This is a genomic window from Dorea sp. AM13-35, from assembly GCF_003473885.1.
Classification (GTDB): Bacteria; Bacillota; Clostridia; order Lachnospirales; family Lachnospiraceae; genus Dorea_D; species Dorea_D hominis.
In genome coordinates, this window is the sequence record NZ_QUCZ01000001.1 from 417,775 (window position 1) to 437,287 (window position 19,513).

General features: G+C 42.7%; 20 protein-coding genes, 1 tRNA gene and 1 pseudogene. 20 read left to right on the forward strand and 2 right to left on the reverse strand.

The features are described 5' to 3' along the window. Positions 1 to 196: 196 nt before the first annotated feature. The 6 genes from DW152_RS02000 (at position 197) to DW152_RS02025 (ending at position 5,856) form a co-directional block, all read left to right on the forward strand. The gene (locus tag DW152_RS02000) at positions 197 to 1,054 is read left to right on the forward strand and encodes a hypothetical protein (protein ID WP_118287857.1); all 858 of its coding nucleotides are present in this window, start codon (positions 197 to 199) and stop codon (positions 1,052 to 1,054) included. Positions 1,055 to 1,111: 57 nt separating this feature from the next. Continuing rightward, a complete protein-coding gene (pyk, locus tag DW152_RS02005; RefSeq protein ID WP_021860506.1) occupies positions 1,112 to 2,548 on the forward strand; it encodes a pyruvate kinase in 1,437 nt (478 codons plus the stop codon). 250 nt (positions 2,549 to 2,798) lie between these two features. Continuing rightward, positions 2,799 to 3,515 carry a TrmB family transcriptional regulator gene (locus DW152_RS02010; RefSeq protein WP_021860505.1) on the forward strand — a complete coding sequence of 239 codons (717 nt, stop codon included), beginning with the start codon at positions 2,799 to 2,801 and terminating at the stop codon, positions 3,513 to 3,515. Continuing rightward, entirely contained in the window at positions 3,512 to 4,783 is a 1,272-nt protein-coding gene (locus DW152_RS02015) for a diaminopimelate decarboxylase (RefSeq protein WP_021860504.1), read from the forward strand. Before DW152_RS02010 ends, DW152_RS02015 begins: the two co-directional genes overlap by 4 nt. Positions 4,784 to 4,871: 88 nt before the next feature. Continuing rightward, positions 4,872 to 5,516 (forward strand): hypothetical protein, encoded by a 645-nt coding sequence (locus tag DW152_RS02020; RefSeq protein ID WP_118287858.1) that lies wholly within the window; start codon positions 4,872 to 4,874, stop codon positions 5,514 to 5,516. A gap of 40 nt (positions 5,517 to 5,556) precedes the next feature. Further along, entirely contained in the window at positions 5,557 to 5,856 is a 300-nt protein-coding gene (locus tag DW152_RS02025; RefSeq protein WP_330416706.1) for a Uma2 family endonuclease, read from the forward strand. 89 nt (positions 5,857 to 5,945) lie between these two features. Here the strand turns inward: DW152_RS02025 and DW152_RS02030 are convergent. After that, a tRNA-Leu gene (locus DW152_RS02030) sits at positions 5,946 to 6,028 on the reverse strand. A 136-nt stretch (positions 6,029 to 6,164) separates the two neighbouring features. Between DW152_RS02030 and DW152_RS02035 the strand changes: the two genes are divergently transcribed. From DW152_RS02035 to DW152_RS02080, 9 genes and pseudogenes are all read left to right on the forward strand, one after another. Further along, the gene (locus DW152_RS02035; protein WP_118287859.1) at positions 6,165 to 7,622 is read left to right on the forward strand and encodes a B12-binding domain-containing radical SAM protein; all 1,458 of its coding nucleotides are present in this window, start codon (positions 6,165 to 6,167) and stop codon (positions 7,620 to 7,622) included. Beyond that, positions 7,615 to 8,457 (forward strand): fumarate hydratase, encoded by an 843-nt coding sequence (locus DW152_RS02040; RefSeq protein ID WP_117537177.1) that lies wholly within the window; start codon positions 7,615 to 7,617, stop codon positions 8,455 to 8,457. The genes DW152_RS02035 and DW152_RS02040 overlap by 8 nt, the downstream gene beginning before the upstream one ends. A gap of 1 nt (position 8,458) precedes the next feature. Further along, the gene (locus DW152_RS02045; protein WP_117537178.1) at positions 8,459 to 9,019 is read left to right on the forward strand and encodes a Fe-S-containing hydro-lyase; all 561 of its coding nucleotides are present in this window, start codon (positions 8,459 to 8,461) and stop codon (positions 9,017 to 9,019) included. A 19-nt stretch (positions 9,020 to 9,038) separates the two neighbouring features. After that, positions 9,039 to 9,740, forward strand: a complete 702-nt coding sequence (locus DW152_RS02050; RefSeq protein WP_117537179.1) for a YoaK family protein — start codon at positions 9,039 to 9,041, stop codon at positions 9,738 to 9,740. 60 nt (positions 9,741 to 9,800) lie between these two features. Continuing rightward, positions 9,801 to 12,416 (forward strand): DNA polymerase I, encoded by a 2,616-nt coding sequence (gene polA, locus DW152_RS02055; protein ID WP_118287860.1) that lies wholly within the window; start codon positions 9,801 to 9,803, stop codon positions 12,414 to 12,416. 13 nt (positions 12,417 to 12,429) lie between these two features. Then, the gene (gene coaE / locus DW152_RS02060; RefSeq protein WP_021860493.1) at positions 12,430 to 13,020 is read left to right on the forward strand and encodes a dephospho-CoA kinase; all 591 of its coding nucleotides are present in this window, start codon (positions 12,430 to 12,432) and stop codon (positions 13,018 to 13,020) included. Between the two features lie 69 nt (positions 13,021 to 13,089). Further along, positions 13,090 to 13,887, forward strand: coding sequence for an MBL fold metallo-hydrolase (locus DW152_RS02065; RefSeq protein WP_118287861.1), 798 nt, complete (start codon positions 13,090 to 13,092; stop codon positions 13,885 to 13,887). Between the two features lie 121 nt (positions 13,888 to 14,008). Next, a pseudogene (locus DW152_RS02075) lies at positions 14,009 to 14,293 on the forward strand (DUF711 family protein); the annotation flags it as partial. A 13-nt stretch (positions 14,294 to 14,306) separates the two neighbouring features. Further along, positions 14,307 to 15,164: a DegV family protein gene (locus DW152_RS02080; RefSeq protein ID WP_021860489.1), complete on the forward strand. Its 858-nt coding sequence runs from the start codon at positions 14,307 to 14,309 to the stop codon at positions 15,162 to 15,164. Positions 15,165 to 15,336: 172 nt separating this feature from the next. On the opposite strand, the gene DW152_RS02085 is transcribed toward DW152_RS02080, so the two are convergent. After that, entirely contained in the window at positions 15,337 to 16,323 is a 987-nt protein-coding gene (locus DW152_RS02085; RefSeq protein WP_021860488.1) for an FAD:protein FMN transferase, read from the reverse strand. Positions 16,324 to 16,452: 129 nt separating this feature from the next. On the opposite strand from DW152_RS02085, the gene DW152_RS02090 reads away from it, so the two are divergent. From DW152_RS02090 to zapA, 5 genes are all read left to right on the forward strand, one after another. Beyond that, positions 16,453 to 16,830 carry a NusG domain II-containing protein gene (locus DW152_RS02090; RefSeq protein WP_021860487.1) on the forward strand — a complete coding sequence of 126 codons (378 nt, stop codon included), beginning with the start codon at positions 16,453 to 16,455 and terminating at the stop codon, positions 16,828 to 16,830. Positions 16,831 to 16,862: 32 nt separating this feature from the next. After that, positions 16,863 to 17,354 carry a Gx transporter family protein gene (locus DW152_RS02095; protein WP_118287862.1) on the forward strand — a complete coding sequence of 164 codons (492 nt, stop codon included), beginning with the start codon at positions 16,863 to 16,865 and terminating at the stop codon, positions 17,352 to 17,354. Between the two features lie 16 nt (positions 17,355 to 17,370). Continuing rightward, positions 17,371 to 17,979 carry a Holliday junction branch migration protein RuvA gene (gene ruvA / locus DW152_RS02100; protein WP_021860485.1) on the forward strand — a complete coding sequence of 203 codons (609 nt, stop codon included), beginning with the start codon at positions 17,371 to 17,373 and terminating at the stop codon, positions 17,977 to 17,979. A gap of 13 nt (positions 17,980 to 17,992) precedes the next feature. Beyond that, entirely contained in the window at positions 17,993 to 18,997 is a 1,005-nt protein-coding gene (ruvB, locus tag DW152_RS02105) for a Holliday junction branch migration DNA helicase RuvB (protein WP_118287863.1), read from the forward strand. Between the two features lie 99 nt (positions 18,998 to 19,096). Further along, complete coding sequence (gene zapA, locus DW152_RS02110) at positions 19,097 to 19,501, forward strand: cell division protein ZapA (RefSeq protein ID WP_021860483.1); 405 nt, start codon at positions 19,097 to 19,099, stop codon at positions 19,499 to 19,501. The last annotated feature ends 12 nt before the right edge of the window (positions 19,502 to 19,513 follow it).

Sequence of the window (19,513 nt, forward strand, 5' to 3'; positions counted from 1 at the left end):
TATGTATTCTTTCTTATTAAATGCATGTAAGCTTAATAGACTGTAACATTATACGACAAAAAAATCAAAAAGACAATTAACAAATGTTATAGAATTGTAAAAAAGCTGTGAAACTTATATGACAGAATTGACAAACATTTTTGAAGCCGTTAGAATGAGAGTCATGATAAGAAAAAGGAGTATAGAAGATTAGATTATGAACTGGTTAGATAAATTAGAGAGAAAGTTTGGCAGGTATGCCATTGACAATCTGATGCTTTACATAGTAATATTGTATGGTTTCGGGTTTATACTTGACATGGTGAATCCAACATTTTATTCTACATGGCTGAGCCTGGATGCTCCGGCAATCTTACATGGTCAGGTGTGGAGAGTTATTACATTTATTATTGATCCGCCGAGTACAAGCCTTATCTGGGTGGCATTTGCATTAATGCTGTATTATTTTATTGGAAAGCAGCTTGAAGCAGCATGGGGAGCGTTCCGATTTAATGTATATTTCTTTGCGGGAGTACTGTTCCATGTGATTGCAGCGATCCTTGTCTATCTGATTACGGGTATTTCCATGCATCTTGATACAGCGTATCTGAATATGTCGTTGTTTTTTGTATTCGCATTTCTGTATCCGGACGTACAGTTCCTGGTATGGTTTGTCATTCCGGTAAAAGCAAAATGGCTTGCATGGCTTGACGGTGCATTTTTCCTTTACGGGATTGCACAGGCGTTTATTCCAAGTTATGGCATTTATTATAAAGCAAATGCGCTTGCTGCATTTGTGTCGATTCTTAACTTCCTGCTGTTTTTCTTGAGTTCAAGAAAGACAAGAGCATACAGCCCGAAGCAGATGAAACGCAAGAGAGATTTTCAGAAGAATGTAAGACAGGCGCGTTCGACACAGAATTCGTATGCGACAGGTGGTGCAAAGCACAGATGTGCAGTATGCGGGCGGACCGAATTAGATGATCCGAATCTTGAATTTCGGTATTGTTCAAAATGCCACGGCAACTATGAATATTGCCAGGAGCATTTGTTCACACATATACATGTTCAGTAAATGAACAATAGTAAATTTAGTAAATGAAGTAAATGGGAAAGGATGAAGAGGTTTATTATGAAGAAAACAAAGATTGTATGCACAATGGGACCAAATACAAATAACGAAGATACAATGCGTGCACTTGTACGCAATGGAATGGATATTGCAAGATTTAATTTTTCACACGGAGATCATGAAGAGCAGAAGTTCCGTATGGATATGCTGAAGAGAATCCGTGAAGAAGAAGGCAAGCCGATCGCAATCCTCCTGGATACAAAGGGACCGGAGATCCGTACCGGTGTTCTGAAAGACGGTAAGAAAGTACATTTAAAAGAAGGCGAGACATTTACTCTGACAACAACAGAATGTGTTGGAGATGAGACAAAGACTTACATCACATACGAAGGACTTGTCAATGACGTGCAGATCGGAAGTACAATTTTGATCGATGACGGACTGATCGAACTGAAAGTTAAAGACAAAGGAAATGATGAGATTGTCTGTAAAGTCATCAACGGTGGTGAGCTTGGTGAGAAGAAGGGAGTCAACGTGCCGAATGTACCGGTCAGACTTCCGGCTATTACAGAAAAAGACAGAGACGATATCAAATTCGGTGTAGAACAGGGTGTTGATTTTATCGCAGCTTCTTTTGTAAGAAATGCAGAGTGTATTTTGGAAATCAAAGCAGTATTGAAGCAGTGCAATGCACCTTATATTCCAATCATTGCAAAGATTGAGAACGCAGAAGGAATTAAGAATATTGATGAGATCATCCGCTGCGCAGATGGAATCATGGTTGCCCGTGGAGATCTTGGTGTAGAGATTCCGGCAGAAGAAGTTCCGTATTTACAGAAATTGATGATCCAGAAATGTAATGATAATTTTAAACCGGTTATTACTGCAACACAGATGCTGGATTCCATGATTCGTAACCCACGTCCGACAAGAGCGGAAGTGACAGATGTTGCCAATGCTGTATATGATGGAACAGATGCAGTAATGTTATCCGGTGAGACTGCACAGGGTAAATATCCGGTTGAGGCATTGCAGATGATGGTCCATATTGTAGAAAGCACAGAAGAGCATCTGGAATACGATTCTATTCTGAGAAAAGCTGAAGAACACCGTATGAAGAGTGCATCCAGCGCATTAGGACATGCAACCGTTACAACAGCAACGAACTTAAGAGCGAAATGCATTATTACTCCGACTGTATCCGGAGCAACTGCAAGAGTGGTATCCAAGTTCAAACCAAAGACAAATATTATCGGTGTAAGCCCGAACGAGGCAACTCTCCGCAGAATGCAGATTTACTGGGGTGTACAGCCACTGAAATCTATTGAAGTAACGACAACAGAAGATATCTGTACAGGGGCGATTGATCTTGTATGCGCAAAACAGCTTGCAGAGACAGGAGATATCGTAATCCTGACAGCAGGAATCCCTTCTCCAAATGTTGGAGCACAGAAGAGCGGATTCAGTAATATGATGCGTATTGCAATTATTGATTAAGATTATATTCTATTCTATATGTGAACAAGTGGGAAATTGCAGTTAAGCAAAGCGTGAAGCAATCTGCAAGTATTCAGATAACAAATATTTAGAAGTAGAAGTGAAAAAGGATAAACGAATGACGGTAACCAGAGTAACCGACATCGTTTATCCTTTTTTGATAAAATTTTCCAGTAGTATCCGTTGACATACGATAAAATATGCTATATAGTGTTCCCGTGGAGAACTACTAAAGAATAAAGGTGGAGTTATGGAACATACATCATTTGTTGAAAGATTAATGGATTTTGGACTGACCAGACAGGAGGCCGGTATTTACGAGTGCTTGCTCAGAGAAGGCAAAACAACCGGATATGAAGTCGCGAAACAGCTTGGAATTTCCCGGTCGAATGCTTACAATTCGCTGGCGAGCATGACAGAGAAGGGTGCGGCATATCTAGTTGAAGAAGGTACAACTAAGAAATATGTTCCGGTTGTGCTGGATGAGTTTTGCAAGAACCGTATCCGGCATATGGAAGAGAACAAGAAGTGGCTGTGCAAGCACAGACCGCTGGAGAAGGAGCATGTCGAAGGATATATTACGATCGAAGGTTCGGAAAATGTGCTGGATAAGATGCGTAACCTGCTGGAAGATGCCAGAGAACGGGTGTACGTATCCTGTACACGTAACTATCTGCTCCTATTTGTAAAAGAGTTAGAAGAGCTGATTGATGCGAAGAGAAAAGTTGTGATCGTTACGGATCAGCCGGTCAACTACGAAGGGGCAAAGGTTTATATCGGTGAACAGCGAGGCACATCAATCGGTGTGATCACAGATTCTAAGTATGTACTGACCGGAGAATATGGGGAAGGCAGTATGAATACATGCCTCTATTCCGGACAGAAGAACTTTGTTGAGTTATATAAACGTACACTGGCGAATGAAATAGAATTACTTGCAATGAAGAAGGAGAATGAGAAGCGATGAAAAAAATACCATTTGTAACAAAAGAACAGCTTGATGAGATTGTAAAAGAATATCCGACTCCATTTCATCTTTATGATGAAAAAGGGATCCGCGAGAATGCAAAAGCATTAAAAGAAGCATTTTCATGGAACCAAGGATACAAAGAATATTTTGCTGTAAAGGCAACTCCGAACCCATTCCTGATTAATATTCTGAGAGAATATGGATGTGGATGCGACTGTTCCTCTTATACAGAGTTGATGCTATCAGAGGCAATCGGAGCAAGAGGAAATGACATCATGTTTTCGTCCAATGATACACCGGCAGAAGAGTTCAAAAAAGCAGAAGAATTAGGTGCGATCATCAACCTGGATGATATTACACATATTGATTTTCTTGAGAAAGCAATCGGACATATTCCGGAGACGATCAGCTGCCGATACAATCCGGGCGGACTTTTCAAAATCAGTAATGACATCATGGACAATCCGGGAGATTCCAAGTATGGAATGACAACGGAGCAGATTTTCGAGGCATTTAAGATTTTGAAAGCAAAAGGTGCGAAAGAATTCGGTATTCATGCATTCCTGGCAAGTAATACCGTTACGAATGAATATTATCCGATGCTTGCGAAAGTTCTTTTTGAAGTGGCTGTCAAATTACAGAAAGAAACAGGCGTTCATATTAAATTTATTAACTTATCCGGTGGTGTCGGTATCCCTTACAACCCGGATCAGGAGCCAAATGACATCCGTGTGATCGGAGAAGGCGTAAGACGTGTGTATGAAGAAGTGCTGACACCGGCAGGAATGGGAGATGTTGAGATTTACACAGAGCTTGGACGTTTCATGATGGGACCGTACGGCTGTCTTGTTACAAAAGCAATCCATGAGAAACATACATACAAAGAATACATTGGTGTAGATGCATGTGCTGTAAACTTAATGCGTCCGGCAATGTACGGTGCTTATCATCATATTACAGTTATGGGCAAAGAGAACAAACCATGCAACTGCAAATATGATGTCACAGGCTCTCTCTGTGAAAATAATGATAAATTTGCAATCGACCGTATGCTCCCGAAGATCGATATTGGAGACCTGCTTGTAATCCATGATACCGGCGCACACGGATTTGCAATGGGATACAATTACAATGGCAAATTAAAATCAGCAGAAGTGTTACTGAAAGAAGACGGCACAGCACAGCTCATTCGACGCGCTGAGACACCAAAGGACTATTTTGCGACATTTGACTGTTTTGATATCGGAAAAAAACTGGTAAAATAAACGGATACATATTGAAAACTTCCATCCTGTAAGGTATCGTAAAGACAGGCTATAAGCGATAGCTTACGGGAAAATGGAGGAAAAAGATATGAGTAGAAAGATGGTTCTTAAAAAATATGGAAGTATTTTCATTGTCTGCATACTGCTTGTGGGACTCCTGTCCGGCTGCGGGATGCGTGAAAAAGACGCAAAAGCCTATGTGACGGCAACACTGGATGCCAGTTATAAAGGGAAGTTCAAGGAATACAAGAAGCAGACAGATGCTACGGAGAAAGAAGTAAAGAACTTATATCAGGAAAATATTGATACGATGATGCAGAGCAGTGGTCTGGACAGTATAGGTGCTTCCGAAAAGATGACAGAGAAGTTCCGCCTGCTGTTTCAGGACATTTTAAAAGCCGCGAATTACAAAGTGCAGAGCGCCGAAAAAACAGACGAGGGGTTCTCGGTGAAAGTAAAAGTGAAACCGCTTAAGTGCTTCTCAGGATTACAGGACGAGCTGACGAAGAAGCTGGAAGCGAAGATGAAGACGTTAAAGAAGATTCCGTCAGACGATAAGCTCAATGAGCTGATGCTGCAGGAAATGTATGATCTCATGGCTGATAAGCTTAAAAATCCGGAGTATGGGAAAGCGGAAGTTCGTAAAGTCCAGATCGAGAAGGACGATGATGGCGTGTATTCCATCCGGGAGAAAGATCTGACTTCGCTGGATGCGGCAATGTTCCCGATGTAGATAAGAAAGGCGGTGGGGATTATGCCATTACAAAAAGAGCATGGTTACACAATTCATGATATTTATGCGCTTCCGGAAGGAAAACGAAGTATATGCAGCTCCATTTGCAGTGTTCCTGAACGAAGATGATACGACTTATGTGGAACCGGATATATCCGTAATATGTGATCCGGATAAACTGGATGATAAGGGATGTAATGGAGCGCCGGACTGGATCGTTGAAGTTGTTTCGCATTCCTTTGGCATGCAGGAGAATTTCATGCAGTATTCTTTTGATGAGATGATACTGGTAGGAATTTATCCGGGATTTGAGATTCGGATAGCGGATTTATTGAAATGATTTGAAATAGTGGAATATGCAAAAACAAGAAGCCTTTATGTAAAGAAAAAGCAGTAATGACAAAAAATCATTACTGCTTTCTTAATACCTGCGGATAGTGGGACTTGAACCCACACGAAGTCACCCTCGCAAGATTTTGAGTCTTGTGCGTCTGCCATTCCGCCATATCCGCATACTTGTTACTCAAAGCAACAAAATTATGATAATGTATTTTGAAACGAATGTCAAGAAAATTCTTTATAAAAATAGAAAAGAGGCTTATAATAATAACGGCAAACGAGAAAAGACAGGGTGGAGGAAAGAAACAGATGAAAATTCGTTTTATTGAGCCGGGCAATCGCCCGTATAAACCCACAATTTTAAATTATTTCGTATATGACCGCTATATCCGCACACCGTCGGTGGGCTTAAATACACTTGCGACGATTGTGAAGCGGGAGTATCCGGATACTTATATGTACAGTGAGTCGATTTCTAAGATTCCGATGAAGGATCTTCAGGATGCGAATATTATATTTATCAGCATTTTTACTTATGCGGCGGTTCGCGGGTATCAGATCGCAACATATTTGAAGGAGCATACGAATGCAACCATTGTGATGGGTGGGTTACATGCATCCATGAATGTGAAAGAAGCAGTGAATTATTGCGACTATGTGATGCTGGGTGAAGGTGATGAGACGATTCTTCCACTTATAAAAATGATACAGGAGAAAAAGAAACCGGATACGGCTGGATACGCCTGGCTGGAAGAGGGAAAATTTTACAGCACAGGAAAGCCGGTTCCGCCGGAAAATATCGATGTGATTCCGGACAGAAGTCTGATTCATAATTATAAGAAGATGACAAAACATATGACGATTTGGCCGCAGGTACATGCCTCTAGAGGATGTCCGCATAACTGCGACTACTGTGCGCTTGTGAAACATTTTGGCAGATGTGTCAGAAAACGTACACCGGAAAATATTATAGAAGATATTAAATATTCCATTGATTTTTTTGAAAAAGGAAATCACAGAATTGTGCAGGATTTGTGGATCACGGATGATAATTTCTTTGCTGACCAGAAATGGGCAATGGAAGTCCTGCATGCGATCATAGACAGCGGAATCAAATATCGTTTTAATATCCAGGCAAGATATGAAGTGGGTTTCGATGATGAGATGTTAGAGCTGTTAAAGAAAGCTGGATTTTTTGAGCTAGATATGGGTATCGAGTTTATTGATGATGCATCTTTTGAAACTTATCACAAAAAGAGTACAAGAAAAGAGATTGAAAAATCTATCCGCAATATCCAGAAACATGGACTGAGCGTGCGTGGATTATTTATTCTTGGGTCGGACAATCAGAAAAAGGGTTGTGGAAAAGAACTGGCGGATTTCGTGATCCGCAATCATATTCAGGGCGTACTGATCCAGAGCATGTATTTTGTACCGGGGACACCGGCATATGAGGCAAATAAAGACCGTCTGATACATAGAAACTGGGCAAAATATAATGGAAATACGGTACATTATCCAAAGCAGATGACACCGTACGAACTTCAGCTTGAACAGATAGATGCCAGCAGACGGATTTATTCCGTGAGACGGCTGATCGGAGCATGGCTTAAAGAAGACTGGATGCATAAAGTTTTATTTACAGGAGAATTTTTCTGGCATATGAGTACCCAGTATGATCTGAAAAAAGAATTGAAAAATCTGCCAAAAGAGAATATGATAGAAAAAGTGAATAAAAATGCAATGGAGGTACTGCATAATGCGTGAAATTGATGTAGCAAAAATTACAGAAGTTGTAGAAAAATTATGCATTCAGGCGAACCAGTTTCTTCCGGAAGATGTGAAAGGTGCAATCGAGAAGTGCCGTGCATGTGAAGACTGGGAGATTGCGCAAGGCGTGTTAGACAATATTATAGAGAATTATGAGATTGCAGGTGCACAGGAAGTACCGATCTGTCAGGATACCGGTATGGCATGTGTCTTCCTTGAAATCGGACAGGATGTACACCTGACAGGCGGTGATCTTACAGAAGCGGTAAATGAAGGCGTAAGAAGAGGATATGACAAGGGTTATCTGCGCAAATCTGTTGTGAAAGATCCTGTGCGCAGAGGAAATACCGGAGATAATACACCGGCAATGCTCTACACGGAGATCGTTCCTGGAGAACAGGTGAAGATCACAGTAGGCCCGAAGGGATTTGGCAGTGAAAATATGAGCCAGATCCGTATGTTCAAGCCATCTGCAGGACTGCAGGGCATCAAAGATTTTATTCTGGAAGTCGTTGAGACAGCAGGACCGAATCCATGTCCGCCAATGGTGATCGGTGTCGGAATCGGAGGTACGTTTGACAAAGCGGCACTTCTTGCGAAGAAAGCGCTGATGCGTCCGGTAGATTCCAAAAATTCGGATCCATACTATGCAGATTTGGAAGAAGAGATGCTTGAAAAGGTCAATGAGCTTGGAATCGGACCACAGGGATTTGGCGGTCGTACGACAGCAATCGGGCTGAATATCGAGACATTGCCAACGCATATCGCAGGTATGCCTTGTGCAGTCAATATCAACTGCCATGTGACCAGACATAAAACGGAGGTGATCTAAAATGGAAAAACATATCACACTTCCTTTGACAGAGGAACTTGCAAAAACATTACATGCCGGAGATACCGTGTATCTGACCGGAACCATTTATACATCAAGAGACGCAGGACACAAGCGGATGTGTGAGGCGCTTGCAAGAGGAGAAGAACTTCCATTTGATCCCAAAAACGCAACGATCTACTATGTCGGACCGACACCCGCAAAACCGGGACATGTGATCGGTTCTGCGGGACCGACAACAAGCGGTCGTATGGATGCGTATGCGCCGACGATGATGTCTGTAGGTGCAAGAGGCATGATTGGAAAAGGTGCCAGACTTCCGGAAGTTGTTGAAGCAATGAAGAAATACAGCGGTGTGTATTTTGGAGCAATCGGAGGCGCCGGAGCACTTCTTGCAAAATGTATCAAAAAAGCAGAATTGATCGCTTATGAAGATCTTGGGGCGGAAGCGCTCCGCAGATTATATGTAGAAGAGATGCCGTTAGTTGTCGTGATAGACAGCGAGGGAAACAACCTTTACGAAGAGGGAAGAGCGGCATATTTACAGAAAAAAGAGAAATAAAGGATGTGAAAGTAAGTTCATGCTACAGTTAAAAAGACAGGTTTCAGAGTCTTATTTCATAGGACTTCTTCTTGCGATTGCAGGAGGCTATCTGGATGTCTATACATATATAAGCCGGGGCGGCGTATTTGCCAATGCACAGACGGGAAATATCGTCCTTCTCGGGATTCATATTGCACAGCAGAATTTTGAAAAAATAACAACGTATACTTTACCGATCCTTGCGTTTATGGTCGGAGTTATGATTACGGAAATTGTAAAACTGAATTTCCGCTACAGCACAAAGATCCACTGGCGTCAGATCGTTATCGCACTGGAGATTCTTGTACTGCTGGCAGTTTCTTTTGTCCCGGAAGGCATTTGCAATGATCTGGTCAATACGGCAGTTTCTTTCGTCTGCTCTATGCAGGTAGAGAGTTTCAGGGCTTTTGGCGGAGGAAAGAAATACGCAACAACGATGTGTACCGGAAACTTAAGGACAGCTACCGAGAATCTTTTTTATTCCGGTGTGCACAGAGACCGGAAAGTACGCAATAACAGTCTTCAGTATTACGGAATTATTGCAGCATTTATCTTCGGCGCAGTTATCAGTACAAAATTGACGACGGGGGTTGGCACAAAATCTGTATATACCGTGTGTATCCTGCTTTTTGTTGTATTTGTCCTGATGTTTATCCAGGCTGAGGAAGAAGAGAAAGAAGAAAAAGAAAAGCACTTTTAAAATCAAAGGATTTGGTGTATAGTATTAAGGTAGCGAAAAAATACATGGAGTGTTGTTTTTATGAGCGAGAAAATAGTTCTGATCGACGGACACAGTATATTGAACAGGGCATTCTATGGGCTTCCGGATCTGACAAATTCAGAGGGGCTTCATACGAATGCCATTTATGGTTTTCTGACGATCATGTTTAAAATATTAGAAGAAGAGAAGCCGGAGTATCTGACGGTGGCCTTTGATGTGCATGCACCGACGTTCCGTCACAAGATGTACGATGCGTACAAAGGAACGCGTAAGCCTATGGCAGAGGAACTGCGTCAGCAGGTTCCGGTGATCAAAGAAGTGTTAAAGGCGATGGGAGTGCGCATTATCGAGCAGCCGGGACTGGAGGCAGATGACCTGCTTGGAACGCTGTCGAGAAGAGCAGAAGAACAGGGCATGGAAGTATCTGTGATTTCCGGTGACAGAGATCTTCTGCAGCTTGCGACAGAGCATGTGAAGATTCGAATCCCGAAGACGAAGCAGGGACGCACCGAAGTGGAAGATTATTATGCGGCAGATGTAAAAGAACGCTATCAGGTGAATCCGGTTGAATTTATCGACCTGAAAGCGCTGATGGGTGACACTGCCGATAATATTCCGGGAGTTCCAAGCATCGGTGAGAAGACAGCGACGAAGATCATTACCGAATATCATTCTATTGAGAATGCACATGAGCATGTGGAAGAGCTGAAGCCACCACGAGCATCCAAGGCGTTAAATGAACACTGGGATCTAGCAGTATTAAGTAAGACTCTGGCGACGATTGAAGTACATGCGGATGTGGAATATGATTTTGAAGAAGCAAAACTGGGTAATCTCTATACGGAAGAGGCTTATGCATATTTCCAGAGATTACAGTTTAAGAACCTGTTATCCCGTTTTGATGTACAGCCAGAAGCGCCATCGATTGAAGAGACTTTCTGTGCGATCAAGACAAAGAAGGAAGCAGAAACATATCTGAAGAAGCTTGAGGAAGCAAAAGTTGTTGGCGCGGCTGTTTACAAAGATACAGAAAATGTATTGCCATTATTTGCCATGCAGGCAGCTCTTGGAGGAGTTGCATTCTGTGCATCACAGGAAAAGACAGCGTTAATTCTTACAGGTGGAGAGATTTCCGCAGAATGGTTATTAGAGCAAGTCTCGCAGATTCAGCAGAAAGCCGGACAATTTGTTGTATTTGATCTGAAAAATGTCATAGCTGAACTGCCGATAGAAAACAGGGCGAATTGTTTTGATGCGACAGTTGCGGCGTATCTTCTGAATCCACTGAAAAGCGATTATATGTATGAAGATGTCGCAAGAGAACAGCTCGGACTTATGATTGATGAGAAAGCAGACGGGAGAACGAAAGCCTGCTATGAAGCATATACAGCATTTGCGGCGAAAGAACCGCTGGAGAATCGTTTAAAAGATACAAAGAGCTGGGAGCTTTTTGAAAACATTGAGATGCCACTTGTATTTACCTTATATGAGATGGAACAAAATGGTGTGAAAGTGGAAGCAGAAGCGCTGAAAGCTTACGGAGATCAGCTTGTCGGTAAGATTACTGAGCTGGAAAAAGATATCTACGAGCTTGCGGGAGAAGAGTTCAACATCAATTCACCGAAGCAGCTTGGAGTAATTCTGTTTGAAAAAATGGAACTTCCGGGCGGAAGAAAGACAAAGACCGGATATTCAACTGCGGCGGATGTGCTGGACAAGCTGGCACCGGATTATCCGGTCGTATCAAAAGTACTGGAATACCGACAGCTTACGAAGCTTAAGTCTACGTATGCAGACGGGCTGGCGGGGTACATTCAGGAAGATGGAAGGATCCATGGAAAGTTTCATCAAACAGTGACGGCAACCGGGCGTTTGAGCAGTGCGGAACCAAACCTGCAGAATATACCGGTCAGAGTGGAACTTGGCAGAATGATTCGTAAAGTATTTGTGCCGGAAGAAGGATATGTATTTGTAGATGCTGATTATTCGCAGATTGAACTGCGTGTGCTTGCACACTGCTCGCAGGATGAGCAGCTGATCCAGGCATACAGGGAGGAAGCAGATATTCACAGAATTACCGCATCACAGGTATTTCACATTCCGTTCGATGAAGTGACACCGTTGCAGAGAAGAAATGCAAAAGCAGTAAACTTTGGTATTGTATATGGAATCAGTTCCTTTGGCCTCAGCCAGGATCTGAGCATTACGAGAAAAGAAGCGGCGAAATACATCGAAGATTATTTCCGGACATATCCGGGAATCAAAAAGTTTCTGGATGATACAGTCGCACATGCAAAAGAGAACGGATATGTAGTAACATTGTTTGGCAGACGGCGTCCGGTTCCGGAATTATCATCGAGCAATTTCATGCAGCGCTCATTTGGAGAACGTGTGGCGATGAATGCACCGATCCAGGGAACAGCGGCAGATATTATGAAGATTGCCATGATCGGTGTGGGACGCAGACTGAAAGAAGAGCATTTAAAATCAAGACTTGTGCTTCAGGTACACGATGAACTTTTGATCGAAGCGTACGAACCGGAAGTTGAAGAAGTGAAGAAAATCCTGGAAGAAGAGATGGAACATGCGGCTGACCTCCGGGTACCGCTTGAGATAGATATGCATACTGGAACGAATTGGTACGAAGCAAAATAAGAGGTGAAAAGACATGAAGATAATAGGATTAACAGGTGGCGTTGGTTCCGGGAAAACACAGATTCTGGAATATCTGAATGACAAATATGGTGCAACCATCTGTCAGGCTGACAAAGTCGCAAAGCATTTACAGAAAAAAGGAACAGAATGTTATGATCAGATTGTTGCTTATTTCGGAGAAGACATCCTGGATGAGAAGAAAGAGCTGGACCGTGAGAAAATTGCGGATATCGTATTTACAGACAAAGCCAAATTAGAAGCACTCAATGCAATTGTGCATCCGGCTGTAAAGGAAGAGATTAAGAAAAAAATCCGTCATGAAGAGCGGAAGAATACGAATCTGTTTATTCTGGAATCTGCACTTCTGATCGAAGATCATTATGAAGAGGTCTATGACGAACTCTGGTATGTATATGTGAAGACAGAGGTTCGTAAGAACCGTCTGTTTTATTCCAGAGGATACAAGGAATCCAAGATTGATGATATCATGGCTTCCCAGCTTACAAAAGAGCAGTTTATGAAGGAATGTGACAGAGTTATTGACAATAATGGTGTTTTCGCCGAGACAATGATCCAGATCGATCAGATCGTAAAGAATCTGTAACAGTTAAAAGACAGCATGACGGTACATAATAGAAAAAATAACATTGTAAAGAACAGGTGGAAATAACAGATGAGATTATGCAGCATTGCCAGTGGAAGCAGCGGAAACTGTATTTACATAGGAGATGATACTACGCATCTTCTGGTAGACACTGGAATCAGCAAGAAGAGAATTGAAGAAGGCTTGAAAGAGCTGGAGATCAAAGGAGATGAACTATGGGGGATTCTCATTACACATGAACATGTCGATCATATTCAGGGACTGGGTGTATTCAGCAGAAAATATGCAGTTCCTGTTTATGCAACTCATGGAACGATTGAAGGAATCAAAGCCAATAAAAATATTGGCAGGCTTCCGGAAGGTCTTCTGCATGAGGTGCAGGTAGATCAGACATTTCGTCTGGGAGATATGGACATCCGTCCTTTTGCAATTTCCCATGATGCAAATGAACCGTCCGGTTACCGGATTGAGAATGGCAGTAAGTCTGCTGCAGTTGCAACAGACCTTGGAATATATGATGACTATACCATTGAGAACCTTAAAAATCTGAATGGCATTGTACTGGAGGCGAACCACGACATACATATGCTAGAAGTCGGTCCATATCCTTATCCTCTGAAAAGAAGAGTTATGGGCGACAAAGGACATTTATCAAATGAATTGTCAGGGCGCCTTCTTTGTGATATACTGCATGATGATATGTCCGCAGTTGTACTCGGACATCTGAGCAAGGAAAATAATTATGAAAGTCTTGCTTATGAAACTGTGAAACTGGAAGTTACGATGGGAGACAATCCGTACAAGGGAGAAGAACTTCCGATCACAGTTGCAAAAAGAACATCCGTTTCTAACATTATTCAGCTGTAGGAAGAGATGAACAGGCTTTGAAGGAGGACTCGCATATGAAGAAATGTATCATTACAGTAGTTGGAAAAGACAATGTCGGAATTATCGCAAAAGTAACGGCTTATATTGCCGGTGCGAATATACATGTGTCTGCTCCGTTGGGTTAGATATGATCGCAATACCTGGAAAGACAAAAGCAACAACCATTTCCGGGATCATTGCCGATGAGATGGCAATCGGAATGGTGAACCAGAAGACGACAGCGGTTCGTCTCATTCCGGTTATTGGAAAAGATGTAGGAGATGTGGCGCAGTTCGGTGGGTTGTTAGGCTATGCACCGATCATGCCGGTAAACGAATACGACTGCAGTTCATTTGTGAACAGGAAAGGACGTATTCCGGCACCGATCCACAGCTTTAAAAATTAGTGAGGTATAGGTAATGGGAAAAATAGCAATTGTAACAGACAGCAACAGTGGTATTACACAGGAAGAAGCAAAGGAACTGGGAATCCGTGTTGTGCCGATGCCATTTTATATCAATGGGGAACTGTATTACGAAGATATTACACTGACACAGGATGAATTTTATGAAAAACTGGAAACCGGTGCGGATATTTCAACATCTCAACCGTCACCGGGAGATGTTATGGAACTGTGGGAAGAACTGCTAGAGGAGTATGATGAAGTCATTCATATTCCGATGTCCAGCGGACTGAGCAGTTCCTGCGAGAACGCGATCATGCTCGCCAGAGAATTTGAAGGAAAAGTACATGTTGTGGATAACCAGCGTATTTCCGTAACACAACGCCAATCTGTGGAAGACGCCATGATGATGCGCGATAAAGGAATGTCCGGTGAAGAGATCGTCGATGTTCTGATGCGTGAAAAGCTGGAATCCAGCATTTATATTACAGTTGATACTTTGAAATATTTGAAAAAAGGTGGAAGAATCACACCTGCTGCCGCAGCAATCGGAACGGTACTGAATCTGAAACCGGTACTCCAGATCCAAGGCGAGAAACTGGATGCATTTGCAAAAGTGCGCGGATGGAAGGCTGCAAAAAAGACAATGCTGGATGCAATTGACAAGGATATTCATTCCCGTTTCGCAGGAGAAAAGGTTCATCTGGAAGCTGCATATACATGCTCAGAAGAAGAAAAAGACAAATGGATCGCGGAGTTACAGGTGAGATTTCCTGATTATGAGATTCGCACAGAAAAATTATCTCTGAGCGTGGCATGTCATATCGGTCCTGGAGCAATGGCGGTTGCCTGCAGTAAATATATAGAAGTATAGGTAGCTGGGACAATCAAGACTGGACGACAATATGTGCCATTCGCGGATACTTGGTGGCACATATGAATGGAATAAAGCAATAAAAAGACGATCGCAGTAAAGTGATCGTCTTTCTTTTGCTTTATTCAATTATCTGTGATCGTCAGCTGAAACATCTAAAGAATACCAGCTACTAGTGATTTTTTTGGAAATTATTCGAATAATGAAGTTCGCCATCATTTGTAATAAAAATGGCGTCAACATTATCTAACTGGTTTACCATATTCAGTGCGCGGTCATATCCCATCATCAGACAGATGGTACTCAGCGCATCTGCTGTTAGTGATGAATCTGTGATAACAGATACACTGTACAGATCTGTCTTGCATGGCTTTCCGGTTGAAGGCGAGAGCACGTGATGATAAATCTTTCCGTTCTTTTCAAAATATCGTTCGTAAATGCCACTGGTGACAACAGACTGGTCATCAATCTTTACAGAAGCGATCGCTTCGCCGTTTTTTCCAAATGGCTTCTGGATGCCGATGTGATAATCCGAACCATCCGGCTTGGTACCAATCGTCTGTACATTGCCGCCGAGATTAATCGTCGCGTGTTTCACGCCTTTCTTTTTCAGATAGTCTTTTACGCGGTCTGCAATATAACCTTTGGCGATTCCTCCGAGGTCAATTTTCGCATGTTTGTCTGCCAGCGTAACAGCATTGCCATTTATTATTACATCGTGATAATTGACGTGGGAAAGCTTTTTGTCGATTTTTGCGGAAGATGGTACCTTTTTCTTGCCGGAACGGAAATCCCACAGCCGGGAAACAGAACCGATGGTAATATCAAATTCACTTTTCGAGAACTTTCCATAATAAAGCCCTTTTTTGATCAGACTGATCGTATCGTCCGAAACGGTAACAGCTTTTCCTTTTGCATGATTAATCTTATATACATCGCCTTTTTTGTTGTCCGGTGAGAACATAGCGTCGTATTTCTTACATAATGTTTCGCAGCCCTTGATGACAGAAGTATTGGCAGAATCCAGGATCTGCACCTTAATTGTGGTGTCAAATAATGTGTCACTGTAAGTTAGCCCGCGTTTTCCGGAAAGTCCGGAACAACCGGTCAGAAGAAGTGAAACACACATGGCTGCTGCCGTGATTTTTTTTAGTTTCATAATACACCTCCAGGTCGGCAGTCATAATCTTAAGTTATTATACCATGAAAAATAAGATATGCAATCGAACATGTGATTGCAGTGTTTGATTTCTTGTGTTAGAATGTAACGCAGAGAGGAACGGTGTATATGAAAGAAAAGATGCATTTGAAGAAAAAAGACTGGGTTTTAATTGCGATTATCATTGTTGTAGCGGGTCTTGCCTTCTTTCTCCATAACCTTCTTGGCGCCAAAGGTGCGAATTGCGTTGTGGTGAAAGTAGACGGGAAGATTGAGGGAACCTATTCTCTTGGAGAGGATCAGGAGATTTCCATCAATGGTGGAACGAATACACTTGTGATCAAAAATAACAGAGCGAAGATGAAAGAGGCAGACTGCCCGGATCAACTCTGCGTGAACCAGAAAGCAATTTCAAAAAACAATGAGAGCATTATCTGTCTTCCGAATAAAGTAGTTGTTGAAGTTGAGAGCAGTGAGAACAGTGAATTTGATGCTGTATCAAATTAAGGTATTGTATCAGGAAGGAAGATAAGGAGTACGTGAAGAGCAGAGTAGCATATTTTGGAGTGTTTACGGCATTGGCATTGATTTTTAGTTATGTAGAGACATTGATTCCGGTCAACCTCGGGATTCCCGGTGTGAAACTTGGACTTGCGAATCTGATCATTGTTGTTGCCTTATATAAGATGCGCCTTTCAGAGGCGTATCTTCTTTCTGTCGTGCGTGTATTGCTGGCAGGATTTATTTTTGGAAATTATTTCAGTATTATATACAGCCTTGCCGGAGGACTTTTAAGTCTGACTGTAATGGCGCTTCTTAAGAAGTGGGGAGGATTCAGCTTGCAGGGAATCAGTATTGCAGGCGGCGTCTTCCACAATATCGGACAGCTTATTGTTGCGGCTGTTGTGGTAGAGACATTCAGCGTTACTTATTATTTCCCGGTACTTCTGGTAGCAGGGCTGCTTACCGGACTTGTGATCGGCATTGTTGCGGAGATGATGCTTAAGAGGCTTGTGAATATACAGTTTTAGGTAAATGGAGGAACAGATGATTCAATATATCAGAGGTGAACTTGCGGTTGTGGAAGCAGATCGCGTGATCGTAGATGTCGGTGGCGTCGGCTATGGTATTTTCATGCCGGTAGAGTCGATCAGCCAGCTGCCGCCGGTCGGCAATGAGGTGCGTATTTATACTTATCTTAATGTAAAAGAAGACGCGATGCAGTTATTTGGATTCCTGACAAGAGATGATCTGCAGGTATTCAAGTTGTTGATCGGTGTGAACGGGATCGGACCAAAAGGCGGTCAGGCAGTACTGTCTGTATTAAGCCCGGATGATCTGCGTTTTGCAGTATTATCCGGTGATGTGAAAGCAATCTGCGCGGCACCGGGAATCGGCAAGAAGACAGCAGAAAAGGTCATTTTAGAGCTTAAGGACAAGCTAAGCCTTGAGGATGCGTTAGAGCATACGATGACCGGAGACGCCGGGGATATTTCTTGCGGCGATCCGTCCGGAGTCCAGAGCGAAGCTGTTCAGGCGCTGACAGCGCTTGGCTACAGCAGTACAGAGGCTTTAAGAGCTGTGAAGAAAATAGAAATAACAGAAGCAATGGATGTCGAAGCTGTATTAAAACAGGCTTTGAAACAGATGCTGTAAAGGATCGATAAAGATGAGCAGAAGAATCATAACAACAGAGAATCTGGAAGAAGATGCGAAGATCGAGAACAATCTCCGCCCGCAGCTTCTGGACGATTATATCGGACAGGCAAAGGCGAAGGAGATGTTGAATGTATATATCCGTGCGGCGAGAGAGCGAGGAGATGCACTGGATCATGTCCTGTTTTATGGCCCGCCGGGACTTGGAAAGACAACACTTGCCGGGATCATTGCCAATGAGATGGGCGTGAATATTAAGATCACATCCGGACCGGCAATTGAAAAACCGGGTGAGATGGCAGCAATTTTAAATAATCTGCAGGAGAAGGATGTTCTTTTTGTAGATGAGATCCATCGGCTGAATCGGCAGGTAGAAGAAGTACTTTATCCTGCGATGGAAGATTATGCGATTGATATCATGATCGGAAAGGGCGCAACTGCAAGATCTATTCGGTTGGATCTTCCAAAATTCACACTGGTAGGTGCAACGACGAGAGCAGGTATGCTGACAGCGCCGCTCCGGGACCGTTTCGGAGTTGTACACCGGATGGAATATTATACAACTGAGGAACTGATGACGATCATCAAGCGTTCAGCGAGAGTACTGGAAGTAGGAATCGATGAAGCGGGCGCTCTGGCGCTGGCGAGACGTTCCAGAGGAACACCGAGACTGGCAAACCGTCTGTTAAAGCGTGTGCGGGATTTTGCACAGGTAAAGTATGACGGAGATATCACAAAGGAAGTTGCAGACTATGCACTGGATCTTCTGGATGTAGATAAAGAAGGTCTTGATCAGACAGACAGGGAACTTTTGCTTACGATTGTGAATAAATTTGCCGGAGGCCCGGTAGGGCTGGACACACTGGCAGCTTCTGTCGGAGAAGATGCAGGAACGATCGAGGATGTATACGAACCGTATCTGCTGAAAAATGGATTTATCCAGCGTACTCCGAAGGGAAGAATTGTCACAGAAAAAGCATATATACATCTTGGCATTGAGATGAATATGGAAGTCTGAAAAATCGGCAGAAAAATCAGCAGATGAAAAAAAGGTTGGTTTTTTGCACAGATTAGTTTATAATGGTAAAAAGATTATGAACGTATGCGGGAGGCATTTATGGCATCATCAAAGAATTTTACAGAAGTATTAATCGGAGGAAAGGTATTTACACTGAGCGGATTTGAGAGCGAAGACTATCTGCAGAAAGTATCTACTTATCTGAATCATAAACTGGACGAGCTCGGAGCAAGCGACGGATATCGCAAGCAGAACGCTGAGACAAGAAGTATCCTTCTGGCACTTAATATTGCGGATGATTATTTCAAAGCAAAGAAGCAGGGGACTTCACTGGAAAACGATATCGAGGAGAAAGACAAGGACATGTACGAACTGAAACATGACTTGATATCCGTGCAGATCAAGCTTGAGAATGCTGAGAAAGCGATGGATAAGTTAAAAGAAGAGAACAAAGAACTTCAGCTTAAGATCGTTCAGTTGGAGACAGAGAATAAAAATAAGTAAGGGCTGTCGAGT

Bases quoted from the DNA above. Each gene is read 5' to 3' on its own strand.
- DW152_RS02000 (WP_118287857.1), top strand. From the start codon at position 197: ATGAACTGGTTAGATAAATTAGAGAGAAAGTTTGGCAGGTATGCCATT.
- pyk (WP_021860506.1), top strand. From the start codon at position 1,112: ATGAAGAAAACAAAGATTGTATGCACAATGGGACCAAATACAAATAAC.
- DW152_RS02010 (WP_021860505.1), top strand. From the start codon at position 2,799: ATGGAACATACATCATTTGTTGAAAGATTAATGGATTTTGGACTGACC.
- DW152_RS02015 (WP_021860504.1), top strand. From the start codon at position 3,512: ATGAAAAAAATACCATTTGTAACAAAAGAACAGCTTGATGAGATTGTA.
- DW152_RS02020 (WP_118287858.1), top strand. From the start codon at position 4,872: ATGAGTAGAAAGATGGTTCTTAAAAAATATGGAAGTATTTTCATTGTC.
- DW152_RS02025 (WP_330416706.1), top strand. From the start codon at position 5,557: ATGGTTACACAATTCATGATATTTATGCGCTTCCGGAAGGAAAACGAA.
- DW152_RS02035 (WP_118287859.1), top strand. From the start codon at position 6,165: ATGAAAATTCGTTTTATTGAGCCGGGCAATCGCCCGTATAAACCCACA.
- DW152_RS02040 (WP_117537177.1), top strand. From the start codon at position 7,615: ATGCGTGAAATTGATGTAGCAAAAATTACAGAAGTTGTAGAAAAATTA.
- DW152_RS02045 (WP_117537178.1), top strand. From the start codon at position 8,459: ATGGAAAAACATATCACACTTCCTTTGACAGAGGAACTTGCAAAAACA.
- DW152_RS02050 (WP_117537179.1), top strand. From the start codon at position 9,039: ATGCTACAGTTAAAAAGACAGGTTTCAGAGTCTTATTTCATAGGACTT.
- polA (WP_118287860.1), top strand. From the start codon at position 9,801: ATGAGCGAGAAAATAGTTCTGATCGACGGACACAGTATATTGAACAGG.
- coaE (WP_021860493.1), top strand. From the start codon at position 12,430: ATGAAGATAATAGGATTAACAGGTGGCGTTGGTTCCGGGAAAACACAG.
- DW152_RS02065 (WP_118287861.1), top strand. From the start codon at position 13,090: ATGAGATTATGCAGCATTGCCAGTGGAAGCAGCGGAAACTGTATTTAC.
- DW152_RS02080 (WP_021860489.1), top strand. From the start codon at position 14,307: ATGGGAAAAATAGCAATTGTAACAGACAGCAACAGTGGTATTACACAG.
- DW152_RS02085 (WP_021860488.1), bottom strand. From the start codon at position 16,323: ATGAAACTAAAAAAAATCACGGCAGCAGCCATGTGTGTTTCACTTCTT.
- DW152_RS02090 (WP_021860487.1), top strand. From the start codon at position 16,453: ATGAAAGAAAAGATGCATTTGAAGAAAAAAGACTGGGTTTTAATTGCG.
- ruvA (WP_021860485.1), top strand. From the start codon at position 17,371: ATGATTCAATATATCAGAGGTGAACTTGCGGTTGTGGAAGCAGATCGC.
- ruvB (WP_118287863.1), top strand. From the start codon at position 17,993: ATGAGCAGAAGAATCATAACAACAGAGAATCTGGAAGAAGATGCGAAG.
- zapA (WP_021860483.1), top strand. From the start codon at position 19,097: ATGGCATCATCAAAGAATTTTACAGAAGTATTAATCGGAGGAAAGGTA.